The sequence below is a fragment of the Saccharopolyspora spinosa NRRL 18395 genome (assembly GCF_000194155.1).
Lineage (GTDB): Bacteria > Actinomycetota > Actinomycetes > Mycobacteriales > Pseudonocardiaceae > Saccharopolyspora > Saccharopolyspora spinosa.
This window is the reverse complement of record NZ_GL877878.1, coordinates 3,094,183-3,109,678: the sequence shown is the minus strand read 5'-3', so window position 1 is coordinate 3,109,678 and position 15,496 is coordinate 3,094,183. Positions and strand designations below refer to the sequence as shown.

The window sequence follows — 15,496 nt, the reverse complement described above, 5'->3', positions numbered from 1 at the left end:
GCTGCATCAGGATCATGGCTGGCAGCTCGGAGGAAGCCGACGCGGTCCAGGCCGCGATAGTGACCGTGCTGGAAGTGGGCGCCCGAGTCGATCGGCCGGAACTGGAAAGCTAAGCAGGCTCCCAGGAAATGAAAGCGCCCGCCCGGTACCAGGAACACCGGGCGGGCGCTTCTTTGTTGTGGGTCAGGCGTCGAACTTGCCGCCCTTGAACGCGGCGACGAACGCCGACCACTGCTCGCGGTTGGCGGTGAAGTATCCGGTGGCTCGGTTCTTGGTGTCGCGGACTGCGGCGCCGTCGCCGATGCTGCCAACCTCGACGCAGTTGTCCGTGTTTGTGCTGCGGCTCGACTTACGCCAGCCGCTGGGGGTGGTGTGAGATACGCTCATTATGTCGTCTCCGTTCCGATGACATCAGCGATGAGCCTGGAAGAGGAGTCCGGGCTCATCGCAACTTCCTTCACCCTATCGAGGGCTGTCTCGTAGGCACTCACCTCTTCAGGCTCGTGCAGGAATAGTGCGGAGATTCGGTTTTCCAGGTGTACCACCGATGTTCGGTTTTGATCACCGAACTCCGCCAGCGAGAAGGGGCCTTCGAGCCCTGGATGCCAGCCAGACCGGGTCGGGATGATCCGAAGCTCGACGTTGTCCAGCTGCCCGTACTTCGACAGTGTTTCCAGCTGATCAGCCATGATCTCCGAGCTGCCGATCAGTTGATAGAGCACCGATTCGCCGATGAAGGCGCGTAGCTTTGCTGGGTCCTTGCGGGTGATCGCGTCGCGTCGGCCGAGACGAACGGCCACTCGAGTGTCGATTTCGGAGGCTGGCACGCCGCCTGTCGTCATGATCTCCCGCGCATACTCGGCGGTCTGCAACAGGCCAGGGATCAGTAGTGGCGACACGGTCGTGATGCACGTCGCTTCGCGCTCGATCTCCAGCAGTGCAGCGAGCTGTCGTTGCTGCTCAGGCATGCCCACCGAAAGCCAGTGCGGCCCGTCTGGGTCCCTCGCGAGCTCGACGAGCTGCTCTCGCTGTTCGGCGGACGCGCCAACCTTCGCCAGGTATGCGGCCACGTATTCCGGCTTGGGCGAGCGCGCGCCTGTCTCCCAGCGGGACACCGTCGCGTGCGACGTCTCGAGCTGATCGGCTAACTGCCGCAGTCCAATGCCGGCCGCTTCACGCGCTGCTCGCAGCTCAGCGCCAAGCGCACGCGCTTTCGGTGTGGTACCAGCCATGCACCACAGCATAAACAGATACGTCCAAATCGGTGTGGATGTTGGAGAATCCGCAGCCTTATCTGCTCCTGGGCGATCTGCTTGGTCACAAGCGTGTTTCCATGAGCATGATCTCTGTCATGCCGAGGTCGGTCAGGATTGCTGGTGCGGCTCCAGCGTCGAGTGGATCGATGACTGCCTGGTGTTGGAAACGGACCGCGTGCCACGGCGTGGGAACCGGTCGTCGGCAAGCTGTGGGTGCCGCGCCGTGAGGCACCCACCGGGCAGTGGTTGGGGCGTGCCTCATGAGCTGCGTCAGGATCATGGCTGACAGCTCGGAGGAAAGCCGACGCGGTCCAGGTCGCGATAGTGACCGTGCTGGAAGTGGCTGGCGGCGATCGGGACTACCCGATGCGCAACGGGTTCGGTGTGCGCCGCTACCTCGAAGTGCAATTGCCGCAAGCGAGAACAGTGCAGGCGAGAGCAACCCGAGTCGATCGGCCGGAACTGGAAAGCTAAGCAGGCTCCCAGGAAATGAAAGCGCCCGCCCGGTACCAGGAACACCGGGCGGGCGCTTCTTTGTTGTGGGTCAGGCGTCGAACTTGCCGCCCTTGAACGCGGCGACGAACGCCGACCACTGCTCGCGGTTGGCGGTGAAGTATCCGGTGGCTCGGTTCTTGGTGTCGCGGACTGCGGCACCGTCGCCGATGCTGCCAACCTCGACGCATGCGGATTGCTGGCCGGAGTAGCTTGCCTTGCGCCAGTTAGTCGGGTGTACCGTCACTCTGTTCCTCCATCAACTCGGCACTACGGGCGATGAGTTTCAGTGAGTCGGCTGGGCTCATCGCCGCTTGCCGGAGGCTATCCCCCGCTTGGGCGTAGTCGTAGATGTCCCCGTCGTCGTACAGGAACACAGATGACCGGAAGTGTTCGAGGTTAACGATCGGTGACGCTTTCGGGAACTCGAAGAGGATGAACGCACCTTCGAGCGCGAGGTGCCAGGTCTGCGTGCTGCTGGGGACGATCTGTATGAAAACGTTTGGCAGCTCGGCCATCTTGGCGATGTGCCGCAGTTGGTCGGCCATGACACTGGGGCCGCCGATCTGTTGGTACAGCACGTGTTCGGCGATTATGGCATCGAACTGGGCCGGGTTACGGCGCGTCAGCACGTCTCGCCGACCGACTCGCATCGTCACCCAGGTATCGAGCTCGTGGGCAGGCAGACCGGACATGATGGTGCGAGCGTAATCGGAAGTTTGTAGCAGACCCGGGATCAGCATCGGAGCCACTTCGAGGATCCGAGTCGCGGTCCGTTCGAACTCGATCAGGGCGGTGAGCTCTGTACGGGTGCCGCTCGCACCGGCGAGTAGCCAGTTGGGCTCTGCGGCGTTGCGAGCCATCTCGACCAGCCGGTCACGCACGGCGGCACCGGCGCCCACCGCAGTGAGGATGCTCGCCACATCTTCGGGGCTGGGTACCCGATCCCCGGTCTCGTAGCGTGATAGCGACGCGTTCGAGACCTGCGGTGCACGCCGCCGAGCACAAGCCCTACCAGCTCGCCCAGGCCGCCGAGGCAGGCCTATCCGTCCCGGACACGCTGATCACCAACGACCCGGAGAAGGCTGCGGAGTTCGCCGAGTGCGTGCACCCGGTGCTCTACAAGCCGTTCCGGGGAAACCCGGTCGAGATCGACGGCGAGCCGCGGCTGTTCTACGCCACCGAGGTCACCGCAGAGCAGTGCCGCGCCAAGTCTGTGCGGGTGGCCCCGATCCTGCTGCAGCACCGCATCAACAAGGCATTCGACGCGCGCGTTACGCGGGTTGACGGGCAGATGTTCGCAGTCGCCCCGCACACCGAAACGGGTGCGGTGCCGCTGGACTGGCGGGTCGATCACGCGGCGAACACCTGGCAGCACATCGAGATACCGGCCGAGGTGCGGGCCCGCCTGGTGGTGCTGCTCGATCGCCTCGACCTGCGGTTCGCAGCGTGTGACTTCTCCATCGACCACACTGGACGGTGGTGGTTCCTTGAGGCGAATCCGGCAGGTCAATGGGCCTGGAACCACCCGTTACGTGATCAGATCACCACCGCGATCGCCGACGTCCTCACCCAGGAGACCATACCGTGACCACCACGACCGAAACCGAAGCCCTGCGGGCCCAACTCGTCACCCAGCTCACCGACGACGGCTACCTACGCGCCCCGGCATGGATTGCCGCGTTCAGCGACACGCCCCGTGGGCTGTTCGTCCCGTACTACTTCGAACCGCGCAGCGACCGGCCCGGATGGCGACTGCTGGAGCGCACCGACGACTGGCGCGACGGGGTCTACCGCAACGCCGCACACGTCACCCAGATCGACAACAACCCGGACGCGCTGAATGCGGCGCGGCGCGGCGAAACCATAACCGGGCAACCAACCTCGTCCAGCTCGGCGCCGTCGCTGATGGCGCTGATGCTCGAAGCCCTCGACGTGCACGACGGACACCGAGTGTTGGAGATCGGCACCGGCAGCGGCTACAACGCCGCCCTGCTCTGCCACCGATTGGGCAGCGAGCACGTCGCCACCGTCGACGTCGACCCCGTGTTGGTCGACTTTGCCCGCGACCGCCTAGCCAAGCTCGGCCACGCCCCGCACCTGGCAGCCGCCGACGGCCGCGACGGCTGCCCCCAGCATGCACCGTTCGACCGGATCATCGCCACCGTCGGCGTGCAACGCATCCCGGCGGCGTGGATCGACCAGACCCGCCCCGGCGGGATCATCCTGGCCCCGCTGACCGTTGGAGGGCTGCTGGCCCTGCTCACCGTCGACCACGACGGCAGGGCCGAGGGCACATTCCTACCGGACGCGGGCATGTTCATGCCCACCCGCGACACGCAGATACCCGCCGCCACCATCCCGCACCAGGACGCTGCCGCCACCGAACCCGCACCCACCAGCCTGGCCGTGGACGTCGCCACAGGGCGAGAGTTCGAGTTCTTCGCCGCCCTGAACACCGGCCCCTACAGCCGGATCGGGTTCACCTCCACCGACGGCTCGACGTCGGAAACTTGGCTCATCCGCCCCGACGGATCCTGGGCCTGCCACACCACCCCAGAGTCCGGCCGACACCTCGTTCGCCAAGGCGGCCCCGCCCGGCTGTGGGACACCATCGAGCACGCTCACCAGCAATGGCAAGCGCTTGGCAGCCCGGCCCGCGAACGCTTCGGCCTCACCGTCGATGCCGGGAAACACCGAGTGTGGCTCGACGAATCCTCGAGCGTAGTCATCGACCTGCCTGTGATATCCGGCTGAACCGCAAACAGGGAGGAAACGACAAACGCGCCCCCCGCACCCGACCGGCGAACCGGAAGGATGCGGGGGCGCGTTCTCATCCACGCGGGCGCGTGGGGTTCGCTGTCATATCGCCAGCGTCACCAGCCGTCAGGTCCAGGCGTTCCTGCACGGCGTGGCGGACGGCAGCTTCTACCTTCTCCGCGTGTGGGTTTCCATCGAGACTCACCTGGCGGCCGAGTACGGCCAGCAGGCCGCCGCAGTTTGGAGTTGAGCGCACCAGCCGCCGGGCGTGCGAAACGTGGCAGGCTGCGGCGAGCCAGCTTGCGCGCACCGACGTCGGCCGACGGATCGCCGGTGTTGGAAACGGCCCGCGTGCCACGGCGTGGGAACCGGTCGTCGGCAAGCTGTGGGTGCCGCGCCGTGAGGCACCCACCGGGCAGTGGTTGGGGCGTGCCTCATGAGCTGCGTCAGGATCATGGCTGACAGCTCGGAGGAAAGCCGACGCGGTCCAGGTCGCGATAGTGACCGTGCTGGAAGTGGCTGGCGGCGATCGGGACTACCCGATGCGCAACGGGTTCGGTGTGCGCCGCTACCTCGAAGTGCAATTGCCGCAAGCGAGAACAGTGCAGGCGAGAGCAACCCGAGTCGATCGGCCGGAACTGGAAAGCTAGGCAGGCTCCCAGGAAATGAAAGCGCCCGTCCGGCACCAGGAACACCTTGGGCGCCTTGCTTGATCAGATCTGTGATCGCGTGGTGACCCTGCGCTACCCTCGCGGACACCTCCCCGCCGGAGGAAGGCTCCCTGGGACGCCTGGGGGCTATCGGCGGGGAACCCGGCGGGAAGGCAACACATGTCCGATACCTTCGGGGAGGCCCTGCGCCGCCACCGGCGCGCGGCCGGTCTCTCTCAGGCCGACCTAGCCGCGCGACTGCATCTATCGCAGTCCGACATCAGCCGCTACGAGCGTAGCCAGCAACAACCCACCTCCACCACCGCTCAGGCTCTGGACGAGACACTGAGCACCCGTGGGCAACTGCGTGCGTTGGCCACGACCAACCAGCAGTCACGGGCCGTCTCGCTTCTCGGCGATGAGTTGGAGGCGCTGGAGTTGGCCCGCAGGGTAGCGGCTTCCGACGTCGCCACGGAAACCCTCGACCGACTTGACGTCGCCTTTGATGAGTTGGCGACCGCGTACGCGTCGGCGTCTCCGCACGACCTGCTGCCGCGGATCCGGGAGCACCTGGCCTACGTCGGCCAGCTTCTTGACGCCCCCCGCCTAAGCCTCAAAGCGCACCGGCGCCTGGTCGTGCTCGGCGGTTGGTATTCCCTTCTGGCCGCTACCGTGCACATCGATCTGAACGAGCACGGCCCGGCCACCGCGACGTTGCGCACCGCCGTGAGCCTGGCCGAGCATGCCGGGGCCGATGAAATTCATGCCTGGTGCTACGAAACCGAGGCGTGGCGAACCCTCACCGCCGGGGACTACCACCGGGCCGTCAAGCTCTCCCAACACGCCCAGCACCTAGCGCCAGCCGGTAGCAGCGCCGAGGTGCAGGCCACCGCTCAAGAAGGCCGCGCGTGGGCGCGTATTGGGAACGCTGCGGCTACCCACGGCATCGTCACCCGTGTTCACGATCTCGCAGCTCACAGGACCACACCTGACCTTGCTGAGCACCACTTTCGGTACGACCCGGACAAGGCGCATGCCTACACCGCCACGACCCTGGCGTGGGTCGGAGACTCCGAGGGTGAGCGGTTCGCCCGTGACGTGATCGAGCGGTTCCGGCCGACCGGCGACGGCCAGCGGTGGCCCCGCCGCTACGCCTCAGCGCACCTGGACCTGGCGTTGTGCGCGGTGCGCTCCGGCCAGCTGGACGAGGCCGCCGACGCGGCCCGCACCGCCATCGATTCCGGCGTTGTCGTCCCCTCGAACTGGTGGCGCGCACGTGAGGTCGTGCAGCAGGTCACCGCGCAGCGCCTCCCAGCCGCTCGCGAGCTGCAGGCGTCCTACCAGGCCATGACCAACGGCCAGCCGTAGCGACTATGCGTATGGCGCGCATGCACATGCGCATAACCTGGCAACCCATATACCGGCGGTAATCGGGCGACGACGGTAGGGGTATGCCGCAACCGCTGACCGCGCCGGATTACCACCAGCTCGCGCAGATGACGCGCGGCGTGATCGTGTCGCTGAGCCTCGGCGTCGGCGACTTGGAGGCAGGCCACTACGACGCCGCCGACCGCGAGCGCCTGGCGGGTTATCTCGACAAGCTAGCCGCGGCGCTGCGCGGCTCCAGCGAGCCCGTGGTTATCATCCTCGATGCCGAAATGCCAGAGCGATGATCATCTTGCTGATCGCGGCCGTGACGGCTGCCGTGGTGCTCGCCGGACGGTGGGCTGTGCGCCACTTCCGCGAATTCGGCAAGCACGCCGGATCCGGCGGGGGCGCGTTAACCGTGGCGCAGCTGCTCGACCAGGCCGACGCCGAGGACGTGTCCGGCGGACGGCATCGACTGCGCGAGCGGCGCTACATACGGATGAGCGGGGACCTGAGCGAGGAACTCGCATTGGTTGAAACGCGGCTGCTGCCGCCCGCCGAAACCGGGTTGCCGCTCGATGACATGGATGTGATGGCGCGGTACCCGTGGACACTGCGCCACGTCTACAACGCGCTGCAACGTCTTTAGGACCTCGGCGGGGGCATCGCGGCTGACTTCCCCTCCCAGGCCGGTGCCCCCACCGACACCACGTGCCCAACCGCTACCGACCCCGCAGCGGTGGCCGGGCACGCCGAATGGCCGGGCGGCGGAAGCCCCCGACGTCGCCCGGCCATTCCCCCGAATCCTCGGCGCGGCACGGCCGATCCGCCCCCGACACGGCGGCTGTGACGGGGTCGACGAGCGGCAGTGCGCCGCAACCGACCCGATCGCGCCGGGGGGCGCTCCCCGAGGAAATCGCCCCGGTGCCGACCCCCCGCACGGCACCGGGGCACCGGTCCGCCTAGTGCGTCGCCCATCGGCGCACCAGGCGAGTCGATCGATCACTGTGGACAGCTAGGAGATGGTTTATGGCCGACACCCCAGATGCGAACGCCAACGCCGAGCAAGAACAGGACAACGAGCCGGTCTACGACTCGAACGGCGTGCCGCACTGGCCAGGAGTCGGGCCACAGCTGTGACTCGCTGGCCGGGCAGTGCCGAGTGACATTCCAGCTGTCAGGCCAGCGTTCCTACCCGCCAGATCCGACCGGATTGCTGCGAGGGAAAGGACCCGCCGTGCCCCAACAGGTTCGAGATTCCGAACCCGTCCCCGTCGCCACGCCCAGTAGTGTGATCTTGCAGCCGACGACACTGTGCAACCTCGATTGCCGGCACTGCTATCTCCTGCACCGCAAGGAAAACCAGTCGATGTCGCCAGCCGTAGCGCGGGCGGTCGCCGAGTCCGTGCGCAGCTGGTCGCAGGGACGGCCGGTCGACATCGTGTGGCACGGCGGCGAACCGTTGGCGACCGGGCGTGAACGGCTCGGCGTGCTGTTCGACCAGTTCGCCGGGCTCGACGTCGTCCACAGCGTGCAGACCAACGCCGTGCTGATCGACGATGCGTGGTCGGCCTGGCTTGCCGAACGTGGCGTGCGGGTCGGCGTGACCGTGGACGGCGCCGAGCAGGACAACGCGGCGCGCGTCGACCGCGGTGGGCGCCCAGCATTCCCGCGCATCGAGCGGGGAATCCGTCGCCTGGTCGCCGACGGACACGACGTGTCGATGATCGCTGTCGTGTCAGACCCGACGCCCGAGCGTGCGCGGTGGCTGTACGAGTCGGTCGCCGAGCTCGGCGCCCGCTGGCTCGGGGTGAACATCGAGGAACGCGAGGGCGTCAACGAACGTCGCATCGCCCACGAATTCGGGCAGGTGCGGGCGTTCTGGTCGGCGCTGATCGAGCCGTGGTCGAGTGACTCCCGGGTCGAGCTGCGCGACCTCGAACGCGTGCTGTCCTACGTCGGCGGCGTTCTCGACGGCTGCGCTACCGATGGGCCGCCGGGCATCGACCCGCTGCCGACGGTCGCGTGGAACGGTGCCGTGACCTTGATTTCGCCGGAACTCGCCGCGTTATCGGTTCGGCGGGTTCGAATGCGGCAACGTGTTGGCGCATGATCTCGATTCGCTCATCGAACGCGGCATGCGTTCCGAATGGGTCACCGAGTTTCGAGACGGTGTCGATCGGTGCCGGGAAACCTGTTCGTTCTTCGAATTCTGCGGAGGTAATCAACCGGCGAACAAATATTTCGAGCACGGCCGACTCGATGGAACTGAAACCGACTACTGCCGTCATGGAAAGATGGCGTTAATCGAGGGGTTCTCGATGCAGTCCAACTAAACGATCAAACTATCGGATAGTGTGCGTGGCGCTGAATCTGGATTGCGGGCGCTGTTAGCTCTGCGCCCGCAACCGGCACCGGTCGGTGCGTGGGACAACCGCGATTCATGGGACAACGTCGGGGGCGGTTTCGACAACCGCCCCGCGTGGGACAACTGGAATAAGCGTTAATCGGTCACGGTGAGGCCAGCCTCGGTAGCGATCAGGATTGCTGCCGAGGCTGCTTGCTCCGCGGTGATCCGAGCGCCCCGCAGGCCGAGCAGTCCGCGCGCGACCTCGTCGACCCGCGAGGTTGTCAAATCGCAGTTCATGGCCTTGTTGGCCTCGAATTCGACCCCGCCGAGGTCGCAGTCCCGGAACACCACGTTGGACAGGTCGCCGGTGATGGTGGCCTCGCGGAACAGGCACTCGTTGAACACCAATGCGCCCTTGACGCCCTCGATGTGAATCGTGGCGTAGTCCCACCTGCACCCATCGATGTAGACGTCCTGCGCGGAAGCCAGCGAAATCCGGAACCCCATTGCGCGGCTCCGCACGATCTCCGCTCTGTGCAGCTTCACGCCTTGCCACGATGCGCTGGACAGGTCGACGTATTCGAAACGCACGTCGGACAACTTTAGCGGCGACAAATGGGAGCGCGAGAGGTCGGTCGAACGCACGAGCGAGCCCGTAAGCTTGCCCTCGCCTTTCACGTCGGCGAATTCGCTGGAATCGATGAGCAGTTCGTCACCGTCGAATTCGCCGTGGAACGTGAAATCATCGGCCGTGAGGTCGTCGATTTCGATCGATGGACGCTGTATGGATCGACGGTTGCCCAGGTCGCGGAAGTCCATGCCGAGACCATACCGGAGTCGGCCGGAATGTAGAGCCGGGGGACGCACGGTAAATGGAAAAGCGCCCGCACCGACTCCGTAACGGTTCTTGGTCGACCAGTAGGGGGCCAGCCGTTGCGGGTGGGGCGCTGGACCGAGTCCGGGCGCGTTGTCGATCCCGCCGCTGGGTATTCGATGCGCAGGCCGACCCACGGCATGCACTGCCGGTTCGGCGCTCGGAGCCGGCTCCCCTCGGAGGCGGCGACCGAGTGTGAAGAGCGGCGTAGTCGTCGCGGGTTGAAACACCACATATGGGTGCGGATCGGAGCCCTCCATGAATGAGCACACCCGCGACCGCGCGTCCGGCACTCGTGGCCGGAGAGCGCTGAAGATCCCGGTGCAACGGGTGGACGGCTTCCAGCAGCGCCACCGATCGTTGGGCGTGACGGTGGCCGTGTTCCGCAAGTTCGGCGAGGATCGGTCCGCGAACTTGGCGAGCATGCTCGCTTTTTGGGCGTTCTTCTCGATCTTTCCCCTGCTTTTGGTGCTGGTCACGCTGCTTGGCTTCCTGCTGCCGGTCAGCATGAAAGACCGGGTGCTCAGCAATGTGGCGACGATGTTGCCGCTGCTGGACCCCGCAAACGTGCAGGGTCTCAGCGGTGCCTGGTGGGCGCTGATCCTAGCCTGAGTTTCCCCGCTACGTGATTCATCGGCGTGTCTTGCGTTGTGGTGCTTGGGTTTCATACCGGGTTGATGTATTACCTAGATATGCCTTCGATCGTGGGGAAACGCCAGGGTGGGAAGACCTACTACTACCTGGTGGAGTCCGCCAGGGTGGACGGCAAACCACGGATCGTGTCCCAGCAGTACCTGGGCAGCGCCGAGGAAGTGATGGCCAAACTGACCGGGGCATCGGCGGGTGAACCGGTCCGGACCCAGCACAAACGGTTCGGGGACCTTGCCGGGGTCTGGTCGATGCTGGAGCGCCTGGATGTGGCCGGGGTGGTTGATGAGGTCGTGTCGCGCCGCTCGGACGCCACCGCCACGGTCGGGACCTATCTGGCGTTGGCCACGGCGAACCGGATCATGGCTCCGTGTTCCAAGGCCGCGTTCGCTGACTGGTGGGCCACTACGGCCGGTTCACGCTGGGTGAAGATCCCGCACGCGGCGCTGGACCATCGCCGGTTCTGGAAGGCCATGGACAGACTTGGCGAGGACGACCTGCGCCGGATCGAGACCGAACTCGGGCGGCGGATGGTCACCGAGTTCGAGCTGGATGTGTCCGGTCTGGTGCTGGACATGACCAACTTCGCCACGTTCATCGACACCGGCAACGACCGGGCGCCGATCGCGCAGCGCGGCAAGGCCAAGCAGAAACGCACTGACCTGCGCCTGGTCGGGCTGGGCCTGGTGGTGACCCGCGACGCCGGGATCCCGGTGGTGTCCCACGCCTACGGCGGGGACCGCCCGGATGTCACCCAGTTCAGCACCGTCATCGACGAACTGGTGGCCCGCTACCAGGACCTGACCGCACAGGTCGAGTCGCTGACCGTGGTCTACGACGCCGGGCAGAATTCAGCGGCCAACCACGCGCTGGTCGAGGACGCCGGGATCGGGTTCGTCGGGTCGCTGCCGCCCAGCGACCATCCGGGACTGCTCGCGATCCCCAAGACCCGCTACACCCCGGTCGACGAGGACCGGTATCCCGGTGTGCGGTGTGTGGACACCGAAGTCACCGCACTGGGCGTGACCCGGCGTGCCGTGGTGACGTACTCACCGACCCTGCACGCCAAGCAGTCCCGCGGGTTCGACCAGACTCTCGCCAAGGCCCGCCGCCGCCTGGCTGAGTTGCAAGCGAGGCTTGCACGCGGCAGGACCCGCCGGGACCGCACGGCCGTGGAAGACGAGATCGCCGCGATCTGCCGGCCTCGCTGGGTCGGCGAGGTCCTCACCATCTCCCTGACCGGCCACACCCCGGCCGAGTTCCGCTTGGCGTGGCGCACCGACCAGAAAGCCCGCAAACGTCTGGAGAACCGGTTCTTCGGCAAGCGGGTCCTGTTCACCAACCGTACTGAGTGGACCGTCGCAGAGGTGGTCGCCGCCTACCGGTCGCAATCTGAGGTCGAGTCGGGGTTCCGGCAGATGAAAGACCCGCACGTGGTGTCGTTTTCCCCGATGCACCACTGGACCGACTCCAAGATCCGGGTACATGTCTTCTACTGTGTGCTGGCCCTCGCTGTCGCGCATCTGATGCGTCGCCAAGCAGAACACGCGGGCCTGCACCTGTCCGTGCGGGAACTGCTCGACGAACTCGGCGGCATCCAGGAAACCGTCCTGCTCTACCACGACGGCGGCAAAGGCCGCCCCCGCGCACAGCGCATGCTCACCGAGACAACCCCTACCCAGAAACAACTCGCCGAACTGTTCGACATCCACCGCTACGCGCCCACCCGCTGACCAGGCCACCAGCCGGATTAGGTAATACGTCCACCTCACCCGAAAACCCATCCTGGCCAGCACAAACACCACTCAAGAACGGACTAGCGGGGAAACTCCGGCTAGGTGTGGTCACTGCGCTGTGGAGCGGTCTGAGGGTGGTTCGCGTCGCCCAAGCCGCGCTCAACTCGGTCTGGGGATTGCCGTTCACTCGGCATCCCACGATCGTCCAGCAGACGGTGCGCGGTTTGGCCGTGTTGGCCACCATCGGCGTGGGCCTGGTGGTGAGCACCCTGGTCAACGGATACGTCTCCGGCGTTGCGGCGGGGATCGATCTGGGCTGGTTTGGTCGCGTGCTCGGCTATTTGATTGCGGTCATTCTGGACCTGGGGCTGTTCGTGGCTGCGTTTCGGCTTCTCACCCACCGGCAGGTCACGACCCGCGATGTCCTGCCCGGCGCGGCGCTGTGCGGGGTGCTGTTCTTTGTGCTGCAAACCGCATCGTCGTTGATCATCAGCCGGTTCTTGCACACTGCTCAAAGCACCTATGGCCCGTTTGCCACCGTGATCACCATGCTGTGGTGGTTCTACCTGCAAAGCGTCATCACCCTGCTGGGCGCACAGCTCAATGTGGTGCTCAAGGAACGTCTGCACCCTCGCGCACTGGTCGACGCCCCGCGGACCGACGCCGACCGCCGTGCCTACAGCGCCTATGCCCAGGTACGCACCTACCACCACAACGACGAGGGCCTTCGCTCCGACTTCCCGTAGTCGGATCCGCCTTGGATCGGGTCACCTCGGTGGCGCAGTACGCCTTCTGCGGATCGATCGCGATCGATCCTTGATTTTCATTCTCCGGTACCTGCCGGTGACGGACCTGCCGTCGGTGCACTTTATGTGTACGAAACGGAGTCAAAGGACCGCAACCGACTAGCCTTGTCGGGTGTTTGTGTACGCGATTCGTGCTGGGCATGTCGATACTCGGCAAGGCTCGGCAGGCGACGGCAAAGACGGACCGTGAATCCGAAGGGTTACTGGTTCGAGTCCAGCTGAGGAGCAAAAGGCCAGTTCAAACGGCCTGAGCTTCTTCTTTTTGTGCCTGACTTGTCCCCCGAGGGTGCAGAAAAGGAGCAGAATCGCAGCACCTCGTCCCCGCGGGCACAAGCCGAGTGGCGGCGAATCGCTGGGCGATGTGCACATCAGGACTGTGTACACCCGGCAAGACCCTTCGAACCCTGTTTTCGCCAAGCCTGCACCCATCTGGACACCGACTACGGGGCCACCGCGCCACCCGCCGGGCCGCCTCGGCCTGGGACATCCCGCCATCGACGGCCGCGACCACCCCGCGCCGCAGATCCTGCTGCGCATCAGGCGATAACCTCCGCGCGTCCCGCACACCAGCGATCACACCAGACCAACGAAGATCACACCCTTGAGTTCCCGCTCAATAGCAACCGCGATGCCTTGCCCCGGTCGGGTATTCCGAAAAATGCACGTGATGGTCGGTTGGCGGTTTGCCGGGCGATGGGAGTGGGTCTTCGGGCGGTGGCGTTGCGGGTGTTGATTTGTTTCGGGTTAGGGTGACGGCCGTGTGAGGGTGTTGAGTGGCGTGTCTGTCGTCGCGGACTTTGGGGCAGTGGTTTTCGGTTTTCGGGGCAGTCGTGGCTGGTGGTGATGTTCGGGCCTCTTGTTGTGCCGTCATGATGCTGGAATTGTGGCCTCGGTCGGACGGCGGGATGGGCGGTTGATCATCTTGGGGCGGAGGAATGACCGGGTCATCTCAAGGCTGTTCGTGGGCCATCCTGGTGGGCGTGGCGTCGCATCCAGGCTTTGCGTGTTCAGCACCGTCATCGACGAACTGGTGGCCCGCTACCAGGACCTGACCGCACAGGTCGAGTCGCTGACCGTGGTCTACGACGCCGGGCAGAATTCAGCGGCCAACCACGCGCTGGTCGAGGACGCCGGGATCGGGTTCGTCGGGTCGCTGCCGCCCAGCGACCATCCGGGACTGCTCGCGATCCCCAAGACCCGCTACACCCCGGTCGACGAGGACCGGTATCCCGGTGTGCGGTGTGTGGACACCGAAGTCACCGCACTGGGCGTGACCCGGCGTGCCGTGGTGACGTACTCACCGACCCTGCACGCCAAGCAGTCCCGCGGGTTCGACCAGACTCTCGCCAAGGCCCGCCGCCGCCTGGCTGAGTTGCAAGCGAGGCTTGCACGCGGCAGGACCCGCCGGGACCGCACGGCCGTGGAAGACGAGATCGCCGCGATCTGCCGGCCTCGCTGGGTCGGCGAGGTCCTCACCATCTCCCTGACCGGCCACACCCCGGCCGAGTTCCGCTTGGCGTGGCGCACCGACCAGAAAGCCCGCAAACGTCTGGAGAACCGGTTCTTCGGCACTAGCCTGAGTTTCCCCGCTACGTGATTCATCGGCGTGTCTTGCGTTGTGGTGCTTGGGTTTCATACCGGGTTGATGTATTACCTAGATATGCCTTCGATCGTGGGGAAACGCCAGGGTGGGAAGACCTACTACTACCTGGTGGAGTCCGCCAGGGTGGACGGCAAACCACGGATCGTGTCCCAGCAGTACCTGGGCAGCGCCGAGGAAGTGATGGCCAAACTGACCGGGGCATCGGCGGGTGAACCGGTCCGGACCCAGCACAAACGGTTCGGGGACCTTGCCGGGGTCTGGTCGATGCTGGAGCGCCTGGATGTGGCCGGGGTGGTTGATGAGGTCGTGTCGCGCCGCTCGGACGCCACCGCCACGGTCGGGACCTATCTGGCGTTGGCCACGGCGAACCGGATCATGGCTCCGTGTTCCAAGGCCGCGTTCGCTGACTGGTGGGCCACTACGGCCGGTTCACGCTGGGTGAAGATCCCGCACGCGGCGCTGGACCATCGCCGGTTCTGGAAGGCCATGGACAGACTTGGCGAGGACGACCTGCGCCGGATCGAGACCGAACTCGGGCGGCGGATGGTCACCGAGTTCGAGCTGGATGTGTCCGGTCTGGTGCTGGACATGACCAACTTCGCCACGTTCATCGACACCGGCAACGACCGGGCGCCGATCGCGCAGCGCGGCAAGGCCAAGCAGAAACGCACTGACCTGCGCCTGGTCGGGCTGGGCCTGGTGGTGACCCGCGACGCCGGGATCCCGGTGGTGTCCCACGCCTACGGCGGGGACCGCCCGGATGTCACCCAGTTCAGCACCGTCATCGACGAACTGGTGGCCCGCTACCAGGACCTGACCGCACAGGTCGAGTCGCTGACCGTGGTCTACGACGCCGGGCAGAATTCAGCGGCCAACCACGCGCTGGTCGAGGACCCAGGCCACCAGCCGGATTAGGTAATACGTCCACCTCACCCGAAAACCCATCCTGGCCA

At 65.8% G+C, this 15,496-nt stretch carries 18 protein-coding genes and 2 pseudogenes; 15 read left to right on the top strand and 5 right to left on the bottom strand.

What is annotated here, in order from left to right; genetic code table 11:
• Positions 1–183: 183 nt before the first annotated feature.
• Complete coding sequence (locus SSPN_RS0115580; protein ID WP_010696075.1) at positions 184–387, bottom strand: DUF397 domain-containing protein; 204 nt, start codon at positions 385–387, stop codon at positions 184–186.
• Entirely contained in the window at positions 387–1,232 is an 846-nt protein-coding gene (locus SSPN_RS0115575; RefSeq protein WP_044574094.1) for a helix-turn-helix domain-containing protein, read from the bottom strand. Before SSPN_RS0115575 ends, SSPN_RS0115580 begins: the two co-directional genes overlap by 1 nt.
• A gap of 348 nt (positions 1,233–1,580) precedes the next feature.
• On the opposite strand from SSPN_RS0115575, the gene SSPN_RS56740 reads away from it, so the two are divergent.
• Positions 1,581–1,730 (top strand): hypothetical protein, encoded by a 150-nt coding sequence (locus tag SSPN_RS56740; protein WP_010696068.1) that lies wholly within the window; start codon positions 1,581–1,583, stop codon positions 1,728–1,730.
• Between the two features lie 70 nt (positions 1,731–1,800).
• On the opposite strand, the gene SSPN_RS0115565 is transcribed toward SSPN_RS56740, so the two are convergent.
• The gene (locus SSPN_RS0115565) at positions 1,801–1,995 is read right to left on the bottom strand and encodes a DUF397 domain-containing protein (RefSeq protein ID WP_010696073.1); all 195 of its coding nucleotides are present in this window, start codon (positions 1,993–1,995) and stop codon (positions 1,801–1,803) included.
• Positions 1,976–2,788, bottom strand: coding sequence for a helix-turn-helix domain-containing protein (locus SSPN_RS0115560; RefSeq protein ID WP_044572949.1), 813 nt, complete (start codon positions 2,786–2,788; stop codon positions 1,976–1,978). Before SSPN_RS0115560 ends, SSPN_RS0115565 begins: the two co-directional genes overlap by 20 nt.
• Here SSPN_RS0115560 and SSPN_RS43955 point away from each other — a divergent pair.
• The 9 genes from SSPN_RS43955 to amcA all read left to right on the top strand — a co-directional run bounded on the left by SSPN_RS43955 (position 2,737) and on the right by amcA (position 9,033).
• Complete coding sequence (locus tag SSPN_RS43955; RefSeq protein ID WP_010696071.1) at positions 2,737–3,339, top strand: MvdC/MvdD family ATP grasp protein; 603 nt, start codon at positions 2,737–2,739, stop codon at positions 3,337–3,339. The two genes, SSPN_RS0115560 and SSPN_RS43955, sit on opposite strands and share 52 nt — an antisense overlap.
• Positions 3,336–4,505, top strand: coding sequence for an ATP-grasp peptide maturase system methyltransferase (gene tgmC, locus SSPN_RS0115550; RefSeq protein ID WP_010696070.1), 1,170 nt, complete (start codon positions 3,336–3,338; stop codon positions 4,503–4,505). Before SSPN_RS43955 ends, tgmC begins: the two co-directional genes overlap by 4 nt.
• A 503-nt stretch (positions 4,506–5,008) precedes the next feature.
• Positions 5,009–5,158, top strand: coding sequence for a hypothetical protein (locus SSPN_RS56735; protein ID WP_010696068.1), 150 nt, complete (start codon positions 5,009–5,011; stop codon positions 5,156–5,158).
• Between the two features lie 180 nt (positions 5,159–5,338).
• A complete protein-coding gene (locus SSPN_RS0115535; RefSeq protein ID WP_010696067.1) occupies positions 5,339–6,526 on the top strand; it encodes a helix-turn-helix domain-containing protein in 1,188 nt (395 codons plus the stop codon).
• An 83-nt stretch (positions 6,527–6,609) separates the two neighbouring features.
• Positions 6,610–6,831, top strand: coding sequence for a hypothetical protein (locus SSPN_RS0115530; RefSeq protein ID WP_010696066.1), 222 nt, complete (start codon positions 6,610–6,612; stop codon positions 6,829–6,831).
• Positions 6,828–7,175 carry a hypothetical protein gene (locus SSPN_RS0115525; RefSeq protein ID WP_010696065.1) on the top strand — a complete coding sequence of 116 codons (348 nt, stop codon included), beginning with the start codon at positions 6,828–6,830 and terminating at the stop codon, positions 7,173–7,175. Before SSPN_RS0115530 ends, SSPN_RS0115525 begins: the two co-directional genes overlap by 4 nt.
• A 513-nt stretch (positions 7,176–7,688) precedes the next feature.
• Complete coding sequence (locus tag SSPN_RS58415) at positions 7,689–8,639, top strand: radical SAM protein (RefSeq protein ID WP_237710556.1); 951 nt, start codon at positions 7,689–7,691, stop codon at positions 8,637–8,639.
• On the top strand, positions 8,626–8,862 hold the full coding sequence (locus SSPN_RS58410) for a hypothetical protein (RefSeq protein WP_202798825.1): 237 nt from the start codon (positions 8,626–8,628) through the stop codon (positions 8,860–8,862). The genes SSPN_RS58415 and SSPN_RS58410 overlap by 14 nt, the downstream gene beginning before the upstream one ends.
• 21 nt (positions 8,863–8,883) lie before the next feature.
• Positions 8,884–9,033, top strand: a complete 150-nt coding sequence (gene amcA, locus SSPN_RS62630) for a multiple cyclophane-containing RiPP AmcA (RefSeq protein ID WP_394378326.1) — start codon at positions 8,884–8,886, stop codon at positions 9,031–9,033.
• Here the strand turns inward: amcA and SSPN_RS0115510 are convergent.
• Positions 9,030–9,695, bottom strand: a complete 666-nt coding sequence (locus SSPN_RS0115510; RefSeq protein WP_010696063.1) for a pentapeptide repeat-containing protein — start codon at positions 9,693–9,695, stop codon at positions 9,030–9,032. The genes amcA and SSPN_RS0115510 overlap by 4 nt on opposite strands.
• A gap of 385 nt (positions 9,696–10,080) precedes the next feature.
• Here SSPN_RS0115510 and SSPN_RS0115505 point away from each other — a divergent pair, with 385 nt between their 5' ends.
• From SSPN_RS0115505 to SSPN_RS43940, 5 genes and pseudogenes are all read left to right on the top strand, one after another.
• The gene (locus tag SSPN_RS0115505; RefSeq protein WP_170121602.1) at positions 10,081–10,362 is read left to right on the top strand and encodes a YhjD/YihY/BrkB family envelope integrity protein; all 282 of its coding nucleotides are present in this window, start codon (positions 10,081–10,083) and stop codon (positions 10,360–10,362) included.
• 80 nt (positions 10,363–10,442) lie between these two features.
• Positions 10,443–12,131, top strand: a complete 1,689-nt coding sequence (locus SSPN_RS0115500; protein WP_010307527.1) for an IS1634 family transposase — start codon at positions 10,443–10,445, stop codon at positions 12,129–12,131.
• On the top strand, positions 12,128–12,880 hold the full coding sequence (locus SSPN_RS43945; protein ID WP_083821727.1) for a YhjD/YihY/BrkB family envelope integrity protein: 753 nt from the start codon (positions 12,128–12,130) through the stop codon (positions 12,878–12,880). The genes SSPN_RS0115500 and SSPN_RS43945 overlap by 4 nt, the downstream gene beginning before the upstream one ends.
• 1,063 nt (positions 12,881–13,943) lie before the next feature.
• A pseudogene (locus tag SSPN_RS0115490) lies at positions 13,944–14,525 on the top strand (transposase); the annotation flags it as partial.
• Between the two features lie 75 nt (positions 14,526–14,600).
• A pseudogene (locus tag SSPN_RS43940) lies at positions 14,601–15,443 on the top strand (IS1634 family transposase); the annotation flags it as partial.
• Positions 15,444–15,496: the final 53 nt, after the last annotated feature.

Bases quoted from the DNA above. Each gene is read 5' to 3' on its own strand.
- SSPN_RS0115530 (WP_010696066.1), top strand. From the start codon at position 6,610: ATGCCGCAACCGCTGACCGCGCCGGATTACCACCAGCTCGCGCAGATG.
- SSPN_RS0115510 (WP_010696063.1), bottom strand. From the start codon at position 9,695: ATGGACTTCCGCGACCTGGGCAACCGTCGATCCATACAGCGTCCATCG.
- SSPN_RS0115575 (WP_044574094.1), bottom strand. From the start codon at position 1,232: ATGGCTGGTACCACACCGAAAGCGCGTGCGCTTGGCGCTGAGCTGCGA.
- SSPN_RS0115535 (WP_010696067.1), top strand. From the start codon at position 5,339: ATGTCCGATACCTTCGGGGAGGCCCTGCGCCGCCACCGGCGCGCGGCC.
- SSPN_RS0115525 (WP_010696065.1), top strand. From the start codon at position 6,828: ATGATCATCTTGCTGATCGCGGCCGTGACGGCTGCCGTGGTGCTCGCC.
- SSPN_RS0115500 (WP_010307527.1), top strand. From the start codon at position 10,443: ATGCCTTCGATCGTGGGGAAACGCCAGGGTGGGAAGACCTACTACTAC.
- SSPN_RS0115580 (WP_010696075.1), bottom strand. From the start codon at position 387: ATGAGCGTATCTCACACCACCCCCAGCGGCTGGCGTAAGTCGAGCCGC.